This is a genomic window from Staphylococcus hsinchuensis, from assembly GCF_038789205.1.
In the GTDB taxonomy this organism is placed as follows: Bacteria; Bacillota; Bacilli; order Staphylococcales; family Staphylococcaceae; genus Staphylococcus; species Staphylococcus hsinchuensis.
Map to the genome: position 1 here is coordinate 901156 of NZ_CP128355.1, position 13217 is coordinate 914372.

Genomic DNA, 13217 nt, shown 5'->3' on the forward strand with positions numbered 1-13217 from the left:
AATCCGATGAAAGCTTCATAGATATCTTCAATCATGGTAAAGCCTCCTTTATTAATTTAATACTAATATTAGCTTAAATTATTTAGTGTAAGGTTTATCTTGACCATAATATTCGATTTCGTCGTTGAAGAATTTACCGAAAAGTGTTAAGAAACGATGTAACATTATAAATGCCCCCTTATACTTTAATTTATATGATTAAAACTGATTGAATTTGTCGTTGTTCCAATTTGAAAATTAAAGTCCGATTCTTTTGATGAATCCGATGAAAGCTTCATAAATATCTTCAATCATGGTAAAGCCTCCTTTGTAATTAGTTACAAAATAAAATTATTTTGTATAAGGTTTATCTTGACCATAATAACCAATCTCATCGTAGAAGAATTGACCTAAAAGTGTTAAGAAACGGTGTACCATCGAAATCCCTCCTTATCAAATGATCATACATGAATAATATAACCCAATGATTTTAAGCTCAAACATATTAATTTGTAAAAATAAAAAATAATCTAAGTATAATATGTTCAGAGTAACTATTAATTTCTCTCTCTAAGTATAGTTATTGAAAATACAATCATGGCTTAAGATGATTTTATCTTTTTTATTTCTACAGTTTAATTTGAGCAGTAATCTTTAACCAATTTATCTCGAATTCAAACATTTTAAATTCAAGATATTCAGAAAATTTAATAAAAAGTTTTATCACGCTTATTTAATATTTAAACGGTAATTAGAATTTTTACAAATTGAGTAAGGTGACAATTAATGATGTTTTTCAACTTTATTCAACACAGTTATAATATAGTGATTTTGTAGGGATTTCAAAACTCGGACACAGATGGATCGCATTGTAAAGCGATTTGTATATTTAATTTAAATTTAAATCAATAAATGAGTCTTGTAGAAACAATGACAATTTTTTTAGATATTTATAGTGATTTTTTGTAGAATATATATTCAAATTTTCAGTTAAAAACAGAGTAAATTTTATCGAAAAACGCTATTTAAAAATAATTAAAAATTTTTAAAAACCTAACGTTAAGTGGTTCTATTTTTTGGAAATTAATTGGAAATAAGGACTGATAACATTTGTATTATTAAGTCGCTGTAATTATAATTATTAGTAATAGTAATTATATTGTAAAATAAAATATTAATATATTGATACAATGACGTGCTTGTTTTTAGATTATTATTTAAATTTTAAACGGGCGAAAAATAAATGTGTATTGTGAGGAGCCAAGCATGGAATTTAAACAAATGAAGTATTTCGTCGAGGTTGTTAAACGTGGAGGCATGACTCAAGCATCTGAGCAATTATTTATTGCACAATCAACAATCAGTAAGAATATAAAGTTATTAGAAGATGAATTTTCTATCCAGTTATTTGATCGTAGTAAAAAGCACATCGTCTTAACAGATGTAGGGAAAGTGTTTTATGAAAAATGTGTGGAAACTTTAGCAGTAATTGAAGATATGACATCTGAAATGGGAGATGTTATGAATCTTGATAGTGGGCATATTCGATTAGGGATATCTGCAATACTGAATGTAAGATTTTTTACGGGACGTTTGAAACAATTTCATAATAAATATCCTAATGTAACGTATGAAGTAATTGAAAGTGGCGGAAAGGCCATTAAACAATTTTTAAATAATGATGAAATTGATGTTGGTATAACGACATTACCAGTGAACGATGATATTTATGACTCAATACCTTTATATACTGAACAGTTGTTACTTGTAGTAAATAAAGACTCTAAATATGCGGACGTGAACGCTGTTCATTTGAAAGATTTGAAAGATGAGTATTTTTTAATGTTTCACGATGATTACTATTTGAAAGATCAATTTTTTGAGAGTTGTAGAAATGTAGGTTTCGAACCGAAAACGATTGCTAAAATGTCTCAGATTACATTTATAGAGAATATGATTATGGATGGTATTGGTATAACTGTTTTGCCCGAAAGTATCGTGAAGATTTTAAATGATGAACTTGTTGGTATACCTTTAGAAGGGGCGGATGATTCATGGAATTTAGGTGTTATTTGGAAGAAAGGTAATTATATGAACTTTGCTACACGTGAATTAATTGAATTTTTAAAAGGGTCCACGACCGACTGTCCAAAAAATATATAATGGAAGTTCCACATTTTAAAGCATGCCGTAAACGAATATAATATATTCCAACTATGTATTTTTATCATAGGTGAAGAAATAATATAATAACCTTGTAGGGGGTTCTCAATTCTGAATCGAATCATAACCATTATTGCATTGCAGCCATGATATAAACTTCAGAGACGATTGAAATAATGCTGCTATTGTATGGTATCTCTATTATTGAAAAGGCTATAGTACTTATATAGTTCTCATACCATCTTAAATTGTTAATGTCTTATAACTATCTTAGGTTAGTCGCAGAATATTAGTATCGCTCTGTTTAATTCTGCTTTTACATTTATATTACATACAAAACAGTTGAAACGACACAGGTTGTTTATCCCCCTCATTGTTCAATATCTCTTCAAATCAATAGCGTCCCAGATTACATCAATGTCCAATGTAATCTGGGACGCTATTTTTAATGTATCAACCTTCAAATCGTTGTATTAAGATAAATGACTTCATTTCGATTATGCATGAATAAAGTTATTGATTGCATCTACTAAACTATAAATACCGAGAAATGTAACAACGAGAACGACGAGACCACCAATGATATTTAACCATATATTGTTTGCATGAGAACCCATGAGTCCTTTTTTATTTATAATGATAAATATTAAAATAGCTACCGTTGGGAGGATAATGCCATTGAGTGCTTGAGCGACAAGAAGTACTTGCAATGGTTCGAATCCTAATGCAGAGGTAATCATACCTATTAATATGATACAGGCGAATACGGTTTTGTATTTTTTGCTGTTCATGCCTTTATCCCATTTTAACAAACTACTAATCGTCGCAGCAGCACCAGTTGGAGAGGCTATTGCAGAGGATAAACCTGCAGCAAATAGTCCGATACTTATTGCGATAGGAGCAGCATCTCCTAATAATGGCTTCAGAGGTTCAGCAAGTTGGATAACACTTGTGATTTTCTTTCCGTGCATTAATCTAGCAGCCGAAATAAGTACTGCTGCTGAGATAATTCCTCCGATTGAAATAGATATGATTGTGTCCCATCGTGCGAAACGTAGCGCCTTAATACTATCGAAGCGTTCATGAACTGCAGTTGAATGAATAAAGAAATTGTAAGGTACGACTGTTGTTCCGATTAAAGCGATTACAGTTAACAATGATCCATCGGGTAGTGAAGGGATAAAAATCCCTTTGAGAATACCAATAACATCGGGACGGATAATAATCATTGTAGTGATAAAAATAATGCCCATAACTACCATTAAACCGATCATAATTTTTTCGAGTATCTGATAGTTCCCAAATAAACCAATGAGTAAAATAATTAGTCCGATAATAGGGGCTACGACGTGTTCAGGTAAATGAAGTAAATATGAAGCACCTAAGGAAGTACCAATTAGGTCTCCACTAATATAAGCGGCGCAGCCAATTGTTACTGCGATCAACGTAAAGCAGACGAGAATAAGTTTGCCGACTTTATGTGCAAATAAATCTTGAATTGCTTCGCCTAAGCCTTCTCTTGTAACGAGCGATAGTCGAATAATCATTTCTTGTAATACAATTGTTGCAATAATTGAAAATAGTACAGCCCATAACAAGCTATAACCGAAACCGGCTCCACTTTGAGACATAGTCGTAACGGTACCAGGTCCAATAAATGAGGCAGTGATAATCATCCCAGGTCCAAGTGACTTCAACAGTTTACTCGTGTTTTTCAACATGGTAATCACTCCTCGTATTATTGATTTTTATTTAAATAAGCAACATGACCAGCTAAGACGTATAATACCGCAGTTGAAACGAAATGGGCTGAGTTTTGGTTTGCATCATTCATTGGATAAACTTCTACATAGTCCATGCCACAAATACCTAATGATGCGAATTCATAAATCATCGTGAGTAATTCATAAGAGCTGAGGCCATTACCATCCACCGGGCCACCAGGGTTAAAGGCGAAGTCCAATACATCACTACAAATCGTCAGATATACTACATCGACATCTTGACTTGCCTGTTTGTAAATGTCACGTGCGTATTGTTTTAAATCATTCGCATTTCTAATGTCATTAATCGTTAGCGTTACTGCACCAGCTTCTTGTGCATAACGACCTGTTTCTGGTTTATTACGTGGTCCATGAATACCTGTGTGAATAATACTTTCATTTCGTATACCTTCAGTGTTATATAAATGCATAAAAGGTGTATTACGGGCATATATTTCGCCTTCATAATCAGGCATATTATCATAGTGTGCATCAAGATGTATGATACCGACTTTTTTGCCGGTATTTGTTAGTGCTTTTAAAATTGGATATGTGACGCCGTGTTCTCCGCCGAAACCGACTAAGAATTTTTCACTTTCCCATAGTTTTTTGGCAAATGCTTCAATATTTTTATAGCTTTCTTCGTTATTATGCGCAATATAAGGAACGTCTCCAACATCTCCTAAAGATAAATGCTCACTAATATCTATGTGATTAAGTTCAGGTAAATATTGACTATAACGGGCTGAACTTACTCTAATTTGCTTAGGGCCAAGTTCAACGCCTGTATAGTCACCCCATGTGCTTTCACCTTCAAATGGGACACCGTACACAATCACATCTGTATCTAACGATTGTGATTGTGTTAAGTTTTTTCCATTTAAAAAGCAAGGTACATTACCGTAAATATTTTGTTTCATAATTTAATCATCCCCTTTATTGAAAACAATTATATAGTTAATAGTCGGACATTTCAAATAAGTCTGAAAACTAAAACCCGATAATAACCACATTTTGAAAATTGGAACACGCTTATTTGGGTAAGGGGACGTATATTATACTTTTATTGGTTTATGTGAAAAATAAAAAGAGAGTCTGAGACAAAATAGGTGTCTCAGACTCTTTGGCAACTTGCGGGACTGCGAAACCTCTATTAGAGAATTAGATTTCTGTCCCGCTCTCTTTTTTAATTTGCTTTAATAAGTCGCTTTATATTGGCGTGTATACTCTTTAAAAGTAATAAAACGTTTACGACTTTCATCATATAATTTGTATTTTAACGATTTAAGACTTTCAGCTATTGAAATCGTAGTTGCATGCTGCAATGGTGTGACGTTTTCATGTGTTGTCTCTAATTCATAGTTAGGAATTCTAGGATTTAAATGGTGTACATGATGATAACCGATGTTACCTGTTACCCATTACATAAATTTAGGGAGTTTATAGTATGAACTGCCATCAATCGCAGCTTTGACATAGTCCCACTCAGAAGGTTCTTCGAAATAAGAATCTTCAAAAGTATGCTGGATGTAAAACAACCAAATACCCATCATTCCTGAGATGAATACCATAGGCAAGAATACAGCTAAAAATTGAGCTGGACCTAACAAATAAAATAAGCCACCGTACACTAATAACAATAGCACGTTATTAGCCCATGTATTGATACGTTCTTTCATTTTTGCGTCTTTCACGTTAAAGCGGTTTGATACAAATACTAAGAAGAATGGACCAATGACAAACATCACAAATGGATTACGATATATTCTATAACATAAACGTTTGAACTTAGTGGCTTCACTATATTCAGTGACAGTCATTACCCAAATGTCGCCAGTTCCTCGTTTTTCTAAATTACCGTTCCCGGCATGATGAATAAGATGTTCTCTACGCCATCTTTCATATGGAAAAAACGTAAGGAAACCTGTAATGTTACCAAGTATTTTATTATGTGATTGCTTTTTCAAATAAGAGCCGTGACATGCATCGTGAAATATAATGAATGTTCGAACTAAAAATATTGAAGCGATGATGCTGCTAATAACTGCAAGTGACCAATGAATTTGAAATAAAAGTAAACTTGCTATGAGTATTATCGCTAATGGTAATAATGTATTCATTATTTGAATAGCACTTTTTTTATGATTTGTTTTCGCAAATGGCTTTACATTTTTGAATAATTGTTTCTTTTTTTCTTTTTCCATCTTTACCAACCTTTTCACTACAAGCTTTTATTCTGTTTCTCTGTAGCATGGATTTATTATATAAAATTAAATTTGCGATTACAAATATTTATAACTTTAGTCTAATATTATAAAAAATACTTATGTTTTAGTTGATTTTTAAAAAAATTTGTGTCTTTTGATTTAAGGCTATGCTAGAAAATGAAAAGAAAAATTATTGAAATTGGACTAAATTCCCAACAGATTTTTATGAAATTAAGTCATTTTTACTTTGAAAGTAGTTGTAATTTTCTGAAAAAAAGAATATTATACAACAAAGCATTAATTTAGTTTTTTCAAATGATGCAAAATAGTCGTTTACATATTAAAGGGGGTTGTAAACACTATTTAGTCATTTAATAATGCTTTTTAAAACAAAGTGAATGGGAGTAATTAGATGCAGAATAGTTTAAACAGAGAGCTGAGTAACAGACATGTTCAACTCATTGCCATTGGTGGTTCCATTGGTACAGGTCTCTTCTTAGGGGCAGGTCAATCTATAAGTATTACTGGGCCTTCGATCTTATTAACTTACACTGTTGTAGGTCTATTCCTATTTATATTTATGCGTGCAATGGGCGAAGTATTATTGTCTAATACAGGTTATAAGACTTTCGCAGATGTTGCGCATGATGAAATAGGGCCATTTGCAGGATTTGTGACAGGGTGGACATATTGGCTAACTTGGATTACTTCAGGGATGGCAGAAATCACCGCTGTTGCAAAATATGTAGAATTTTGGTTACCTGATTTACCTAACTGGATTACTTCACTATCGTGTGTATTAATTTTAATGTTACTTAATTTAACAAGTACGAAAGTATTCGGGGAACTTGAATTTTGGTTCTCTATTATTAAAGTAATTACAATCGTCTTTCTTATTGTGATTGGAATAGTGATGATTGTCTTTGCATTTCACACGCCATATGGTAAGACTAGTTTAAGTAATCTAGTCTCACATGATGGTTTCTTCCCTCATGGGGCATCTGGTTTCTTTATGTCATTCCAGATGGTAGTCTTTTCATTTACTGGCTTAGAAATGCTAGGTATTACAGCTGGGGAAACGAAAGATCCTCACAAAACAATTCCTAAAGCAATTAATAGTGTTCCAGTGAGAATATTATTATTTTATATTGGTGCTTTAGCTGTAATGATGACGATTATGCCTTGGAATACAATCGATCCAAATGATAGTCCATTTGTTAGTCTATTTGGAATTATTGGTATTCCTTTTGCTACAAGCGTTATCAACTTTGTTGTATTAACAGCTGCCTCATCTGCTTGTAACAGTGGTATTTTCGCAAATAGTCGTATTCTACATGGCTTATCCGAGAAAAAACAGACGAACCGTTACTTAATGAAAACAAATAAACGTGGGGTACCGGTAATTTCCATTTTAGTTACTTGTTTATTGCTATCGATTACAGTGTTGCTGAACTATTTTATACCAAACGCAACGCAAGTATTCTTCTATGTAACTGCGATATCAACGATTTTACTTGTAGCTGTATGGATGTTTATCGTTTACGCTTACATTAAATATATTAAGAATAATCCTGAAAAACATAAAAAAAGCCATTATAAATTACCAGGAGGTATTCATAGTGCGAGAGTGGTACAACTCTTCTTTGTCTTTGTATTAGTGCTTTTATTTATTGCACCTGATACACGCATGGGCGTAGTTCTATCTCCATTGTGGTTTATCTTACTTGGCATTATTTACTGGTTTATGATGAAAAAATCTAAATCTACGAATGAGTAATTTTTGTTTCTAAATTTCTTTATAGAGGTTTTGTGTAATTTGTAAAAAGGAATAACCTAATAGAGTAGATGTGAACCTTATAATGAAATCAAGGAGTGTAAATGTAATGGAAGTAAAATATTTGAAGGGCGAACAAGGTATCACTCAAAATGTCATACAACATATTGATGCCACTACAGATCAGGTATTTCCTTATTTAAGTACGACTGAAGGGATACAACAATGGTTCCCTCAATTGTCATTTAAAGACCAAGAAGTTGGTGGCACAGTGGTATTTAATATGGAAGATACTCGACAAGAAATGGAAATCACGCATTACGAGCCAAACAAGGTAGTAGGTTTCACGTGGGATAAAGGTACTGTGAAGTTTGTATTAGCTGAAATACAAGGTGCAACTCAAATAACACTTGAAGAACATTTACCTCACGAGTTTCCACATATTGCAGCTGATTTTACAGGATGGCAATTTCATATGAAAAGTATACAGCAGTTAGTAGAAAAAGGTTCACCACTTGACCAACAAAATTACAACTTTGATGAAGTAACAAACGAAATTAAAAATCAACTTGATTTATAAACGCAAAAAGCTGAGGTTTACGTTAGTACGTAAACCTCAGCTTTTTTGTTGATTAATGATTGTGTTGATACGGGACATTTTTACCATGTAATAGGTAGTAAAGACCGATTGAAACCAGTACTAATATGCCCATAATGATATATAAGAATCTATAGCCTACGAGTGGAATGATAATACCTAATACAAATGGTCCGATGCCGGCACCAAAGTCAGCAAACATAAAGAATGTTGAAGTTGCGAGTCCAATATTTTTCTTAGGTGATTGTTGCACTGCAATCGCTTGTGCACTAGGAACAATCGTACCATAACCTATACCGATGAATACTGCTGAAATAAGTAATAACCAGCTTGTGTGCGTCATGCCTAGCAAGCATAACCCTATGATGAAACTAATCATCACTGGATACATTACTTTGTTTTCGTCGAATTTATCGTAGATTTTACCAGTAAATGGTCTTGTAACAAAAGTACTTACAGCATAAACAACGAAGAAGAAACTAGAAATTGATGCTAAATTAATTTGTTCAGTATAAGCTGACAAGAATGATAGTACACTTGAATAAGCAATACCTACACAAGCTACCACGATAGAGATAGGTAGCGCTTCTCGTTGAATGAATGCATCAATACCTTTAGGTTGACTTTGTTGTGCATTTTGTAGACTAGTTGTTTTTGGAAGATTTTTAATAAATAAAGTTAATATAAGTGATAATACAATGCATAATAAACTTACATTAAAGATAGATTTAAAACCTAAGTGTTGACTTAAAATAATACCTGAAAATGGTCCGATAGCTGAAGCTAATGTGACACTAAGTGCATAGTAGCCAATACCTTCACCTTTACGTTTTTCTGGTACAATACGTGAAGAAATGGTACCTGTAGCTGTAGAAGATATACCAAATGCAAAGCCGTGAATGAGTCGGACTAACATTAAGATCGTTAAGCTATTAATTGTATAATAAAGTGCTACGGTAATAATTGAGAATATAATACCGTATAGCAATACCTTTCTTGGCTTAAGATGATCGATAAATCGACCGGATAAGAGTCGGCCAAATAACATCCCAATGATAAAGATGCCGGCTGCTAGACCACCCATACTTTCTGAGGCATGATACGTATGAATTGCATACGTCGTTACTGTAACGATTAAAGTATAATGTATTAAATACATTAGAAAATTAACGAGTGTTACTGTAATAAAATCTTTCGTCCATAACTTTTCATTCATAAAACAGAATCACCCCTACATTTATTGAATATTTTCATTATAATAAATTATGCATACTTATGTATAATTAAGATTAATGATATTAATATAAGTAAAGCTTATATAAAGGAGCTAAATATGAATTTTGAACAACTTACCTATGTAAAAAAGATATATGAATTGGAATCTATCATTCAAGCGGCTGATAAAATGCATGTAAGCCAGTCTGCAATGAACCAGTCTTTGCGCGCTTTAGAATTTGAGTTAGGGTACCAATTATTCGAGCGATCTAGAAGAGGTACTTTTGCAACTGAAATTGGTCAACGTATTATTCCATATATTATTGATATCTTAGATGCGCGTACACAGTTATTACAAGAAGTCGATTCGTTAAAGAGTAATCTAACAGGATCTCTAAAAATTGCGACGATACCGACGTTATTTAATAAGATTATTCCTAAAGCTTTATCTGCTTTTAAGAAAGATTTCCCTCATATTGAAGTTCAAGTGTTCGAAAGTGATAAAGATAAAGTGATTAAAATGATGGAAAACAATGAAGTTGATATTGGATTAATAGGAAAACGTGAATCTGAAACATTTGCTAAGACATTAACGAGTTACCCATTAAATATTTCGACAGACTTTCGTTTGATTGTACCGAAAAAGTCAAAATTATCATTACGAGAAAATGTAGATTTATCAATGATACAGCCATATCCTTTTGTACTTTATGATCGCAATTTTTATCATGAGAACTTAAAGAACTTTGAAGATAAAAACGGCCCGTTAAAAATTGTTTTCAAAACAAACAATCCGAGTGTATTAATTAAAACAATATCTGAGGGATTAGGTGTAAGTATTGTCTCAAGGTTAATGTTAGAAGACGATCCTTATATCGCAAGTGGTATGGTAGAAATGGTAACAATTGGAGCGCCGTTTGATTATTTCCTTCACTTTGTAGCTATGACGCATAAAGATAGTAATAATTTAACGACGATTGAGACATTTGTAGATTATTTAAAGCATTAATGTTATTCAGATTAACTTTATTTAATGAGAGTTGTTTTTCCGTATCGTATCAAATACAAAGATGGAAAATAGTACACAATAAGGATACTTATCTCCTTGATATTACGCTTTTGTTCACTCTAAGTATACAAATCAATTATAATGTTCTATAATATAGTTAATAATAATATATTTGTACATCTAGAGAACACAACACGTTTCTGTAGTAAACAAAGGGGAGATTTATAATGAAAAAAATTATGATAACTGGCGCTTTAGGACAAATTGGTACTGAACTTGTGTTAAAGTGTAGATCCTTATATGGTAATGACAATGTGTTGGCTACGGACATAAGAGAACCTGAACCAGCATCATCACTTTCAAATGGACCGTTTGAAATTTTAGATGTGACTGATAGAAAACATATGAACCAATTAGTTGAATCATTTCAGCCTGATACTTTAATGCATATGGCAGCTTTATTGTCGGCGAAAGCAGAAAAGAACCCGATATTTGCTTGGGATTTAAATATGGGTGGTTTAATGAATGCTTTAGAAGTAGCACGTGAATATGATTTACAGTTCTTTACTCCAAGCTCAATTGGCGCATTTGGCCCATCTACTCCAAAAGTAAACACACCTCAAGTTACAATCCAACGACCGACTTCAATGTATGGCGTTAACAAAGTTGCTGGTGAATTATTGTGCCAATATTACTTTGAGAAATTTAATGTGGATACGCGTAGTGTTAGATTTCCAGGGCTGATTTCACATGTTAAAGAACCTGGTGGCGGCACGACAGATTATGCCGTGGATATATACTTCCAAGCAGTACGCCAAGGTAAATACACGAGCTATATTGCACAAGATACTTATATGGATATGATGTTTATGGATGACGCGATCGACGCTATCATTCAATTGATGGAAGCAGATGGTGTGAAATTGATTAACCGTAATGCTTATAATTTAAGTGCGATGAGTATTGAACCAGAAATGGTTAAAGCATCTATTCAAGAATATTTACCAGATTTTGAATTAAGTTATGACGTTGATCCGCAAAGACAAGCCATAGCAGATAGTTGGCCGAATAGTATAGATGTAAGTTGTGCTAGAGCAGAGTGGGGATTCGACCCGAAATATGATCTCAACAAAATGACTGAGGTTATGTTAGAGGCTATTAAACAGAAATAACTTCATCATTTATTGTATATAAAACAATTAGATAATTGTGTTAAAGTTTAAATATTTCGAAAATTCATTGAATCAAGTTATTCACATTGATATAATTTAATATACAAACTTTGAAAGCTTTGGGAGGATAAATCATGTCAGAAAAAATACAATTTGTAGAGCGACAACAATTAAAAGAAAAGCCAGACCCAAAAGATTTAGGATTTGGGGAGCACTTCACGGATTATATGTTAAGTTTTCAATATGATGCCGATAAAGGATGGCATGATTTAAAGATTGTGCCATACGGATCAATCGAAATATCTCCAGCTGCTCAAGCACTTCATTACGGACAAGCAGTGTTTGAAGGATTGAAAGCATATAAACATGATGGAGAAGTTGACTTATTCCGTCCATCTCAGAACTTTAAGCGTATTAATAACTCATTAGAAAGACTAGAAATGCCTAAAGTCGATGAAGAATTATTATTAGAAGGACTTAAACAACTTGTAGATGTCGAACGTGACTGGGTTCCAGAAGGCGATGGTCAATCACTTTATATTCGTCCATTTGTCTTTGCAACTGAAGGCGTATTAGGTGTAAGACCTGCAAAATCATATCAAATGTTAATTATTTTATCTCCTTCTGGTAACTATTATGGCGGAGAGTCATTAACACCTACGAAGATTTATGTAGAAGATGAATATGTGCGCGCCGTGCGTGGAGGCGTTGGGTTTGCGAAAGTTGCAGGAAATTACGCAGCAAGCCTTAAATCTCAAACGAATGCAGCAGAAGAAGGTTACGACCAAGTGCTATGGTTAGACGGTGTTGAACGTAAATATATCGAAGAGGTTGGTAGCATGAACATTTTCTTCGTTGAAAATGGAAAAATTGTTACACCTGAATTAAATGGAAGTATCTTACCAGGTATTACACGTAAGACTGTTATTGAATTAGCACAAAAATTAGGCTACGAAGTTGAAACACGCCACGTATCTATTGATGAACTATTTGAAGCATACGATAAAGGTGAACTTACAGAAGTATTTGGTACAGGTACTGCCGCAGTTATTTCACCAGTCGGTAAGTTGAAATACGAAGATAGAGAAATCGTTATCAACAACAATGAAACAGGCGAGATTACGCAAAAACTTTACGACAACTACGTAGGCATTCAAAGCGGTAAATTGGATGATCCAGAAGGCTGGAGAGTTGTAGTACCAAGATATGAATAATAATCAATTGAGTCTGAGGCAAAATGAGCTGTCTCAGACTTTTTTAATCAACTAGACAGTAGATAGCTAAAGCTTATATCAAGTTTCGTACAACGCTAGTCATCTTTACTGGGGTGGGACAAT

At 33.2% G+C, this 13217-nt stretch carries 9 protein-coding genes and 1 pseudogene; 6 read left to right on the forward strand and 4 right to left on the reverse strand.

Annotated features, from left to right (window positions below):
- The first annotated feature begins 1245 nt into the window (after window positions 1-1245).
- Complete coding sequence (locus tag QQM35_RS04425; protein WP_342610540.1) at window positions 1246-2142, forward strand: LysR substrate-binding domain-containing protein; 897 nt, start codon at window positions 1246-1248, stop codon at window positions 2140-2142.
- Window positions 2143-2639: 497 nt separating this feature from the next.
- Here QQM35_RS04425 and QQM35_RS04430 read toward each other — a convergent pair whose 3' ends face one another.
- The 3 genes and pseudogenes from QQM35_RS04430 to QQM35_RS04440 form a co-directional block, all read right to left on the reverse strand.
- Window positions 2640-3863 (reverse strand): Nramp family divalent metal transporter, encoded by a 1224-nt coding sequence (locus QQM35_RS04430; RefSeq protein WP_251518647.1) that lies wholly within the window; start codon window positions 3861-3863, stop codon window positions 2640-2642.
- Between the two features lie 17 nt (window positions 3864-3880).
- Entirely contained in the window at window positions 3881-4825 is a 945-nt protein-coding gene (locus tag QQM35_RS04435) for an agmatinase family protein (protein ID WP_251943408.1), read from the reverse strand.
- 276 nt (window positions 4826-5101) lie between these two features.
- Window positions 5102-6109 (reverse strand): annotated as a pseudogene (locus QQM35_RS04440) (fatty acid desaturase).
- Between the two features lie 415 nt (window positions 6110-6524).
- On the opposite strand from QQM35_RS04440, the gene QQM35_RS04445 reads away from it, so the two are divergent.
- A complete protein-coding gene (locus QQM35_RS04445; protein ID WP_251943404.1) occupies window positions 6525-7889 on the forward strand; it encodes an amino acid permease in 1365 nt (454 codons plus the stop codon).
- Between the two features lie 106 nt (window positions 7890-7995).
- On the forward strand, window positions 7996-8466 hold the full coding sequence (locus QQM35_RS04450) for an SRPBCC domain-containing protein (RefSeq protein WP_251518655.1): 471 nt from the start codon (window positions 7996-7998) through the stop codon (window positions 8464-8466).
- A gap of 52 nt (window positions 8467-8518) precedes the next feature.
- On the opposite strand, the gene QQM35_RS04455 is transcribed toward QQM35_RS04450, so the two are convergent.
- Window positions 8519-9700 carry an MFS transporter gene (locus QQM35_RS04455; RefSeq protein ID WP_251518656.1) on the reverse strand — a complete coding sequence of 394 codons (1182 nt, stop codon included), beginning with the start codon at window positions 9698-9700 and terminating at the stop codon, window positions 8519-8521.
- A gap of 117 nt (window positions 9701-9817) precedes the next feature.
- Between QQM35_RS04455 and QQM35_RS04460 the strand changes: the two genes are divergently transcribed.
- The 3 genes from QQM35_RS04460 to QQM35_RS04470 all read left to right on the forward strand — a co-directional run bounded on the left by QQM35_RS04460 (window position 9818) and on the right by QQM35_RS04470 (window position 13094).
- Window positions 9818-10708, forward strand: coding sequence for a LysR family transcriptional regulator (locus QQM35_RS04460; protein ID WP_342610541.1), 891 nt, complete (start codon window positions 9818-9820; stop codon window positions 10706-10708).
- A gap of 227 nt (window positions 10709-10935) precedes the next feature.
- On the forward strand, window positions 10936-11880 hold the full coding sequence (locus QQM35_RS04465; RefSeq protein ID WP_251518658.1) for an NAD-dependent epimerase/dehydratase family protein: 945 nt from the start codon (window positions 10936-10938) through the stop codon (window positions 11878-11880).
- A 134-nt stretch (window positions 11881-12014) separates the two neighbouring features.
- On the forward strand, window positions 12015-13094 hold the full coding sequence (locus QQM35_RS04470; protein ID WP_251518659.1) for a branched-chain amino acid aminotransferase: 1080 nt from the start codon (window positions 12015-12017) through the stop codon (window positions 13092-13094).
- Window positions 13095-13217: the final 123 nt, after the last annotated feature.

Coding starts and splice junctions, on each gene's coding strand:
- QQM35_RS04430 (WP_251518647.1), bottom strand. CDS start 3,863: ATGTTGAAAAACACGAGTAAACTGTTGAAGTCACTTGGACCTGGGATG.
- QQM35_RS04455 (WP_251518656.1), bottom strand. CDS start 9,700: ATGAATGAAAAGTTATGGACGAAAGATTTTATTACAGTAACACTCGTT.
- QQM35_RS04450 (WP_251518655.1), top strand. CDS start 7,996: ATGGAAGTAAAATATTTGAAGGGCGAACAAGGTATCACTCAAAATGTC.
- QQM35_RS04435 (WP_251943408.1), bottom strand. CDS start 4,825: ATGAAACAAAATATTTACGGTAATGTACCTTGCTTTTTAAATGGAAAA.
- QQM35_RS04470 (WP_251518659.1), top strand. CDS start 12,015: ATGTCAGAAAAAATACAATTTGTAGAGCGACAACAATTAAAAGAAAAG.
- QQM35_RS04460 (WP_342610541.1), top strand. CDS start 9,818: ATGAATTTTGAACAACTTACCTATGTAAAAAAGATATATGAATTGGAA.
- QQM35_RS04465 (WP_251518658.1), top strand. CDS start 10,936: ATGAAAAAAATTATGATAACTGGCGCTTTAGGACAAATTGGTACTGAA.
- QQM35_RS04425 (WP_342610540.1), top strand. CDS start 1,246: ATGGAATTTAAACAAATGAAGTATTTCGTCGAGGTTGTTAAACGTGGA.
- QQM35_RS04445 (WP_251943404.1), top strand. CDS start 6,525: ATGCAGAATAGTTTAAACAGAGAGCTGAGTAACAGACATGTTCAACTC.